This window comes from Bacillus sp. SIMBA_154 (genome assembly GCF_046536015.1).
GTDB lineage: Bacteria > Bacillota > Bacilli > Bacillales > Bacillaceae > Bacillus > Bacillus pumilus_P.
In genome coordinates this window covers 1-250 of record NZ_JAWJBV010000483.1, presented here as the reverse complement: position 1 = coordinate 250, position 250 = coordinate 1, and the positions used below count along the sequence as shown (strand labels likewise).

The window sequence follows — 250 nt, the reverse complement described above, 5'->3', positions numbered from 1 at the left end:
ATCAAAACGGAATTCAGTGAAGTCGGAACGGAAGTAGAAGTGGAAATCCGTAAAAAAACGGTAAAAGCGAAGATTGTCCGCACACCGTTTTATAAACGTCCAAAACAGAGCTGAAAAAGGAGAGTCATATGAAGCATCGATATTTGCCCGCGACAGAACAGGATAAAAAAGAAATGCTGAAAGCCATCGGCGCAGAAACAATTGATGAACTGTTTGCCGATATTCCGGAAAATGTACGGTTTCAACAAGA

At 41.2% G+C, this 250-nt stretch carries 2 protein-coding genes; both read left to right on the top strand.

Features of this window, described 5'->3' with window-relative positions:
* Positions 1-114, top strand: a 114-nt coding sequence (locus tag R0K30_RS22845; protein WP_410613232.1) for a glycine cleavage T C-terminal barrel domain-containing protein, incomplete at its 5' end; no start/stop codon positions are given.
* 14 nt (positions 115-128) lie between these two features.
* The coding region (locus R0K30_RS22840) for a hypothetical protein (protein ID WP_410613230.1) at positions 129-250 on the top strand (122 nt) is incomplete at its 3' end.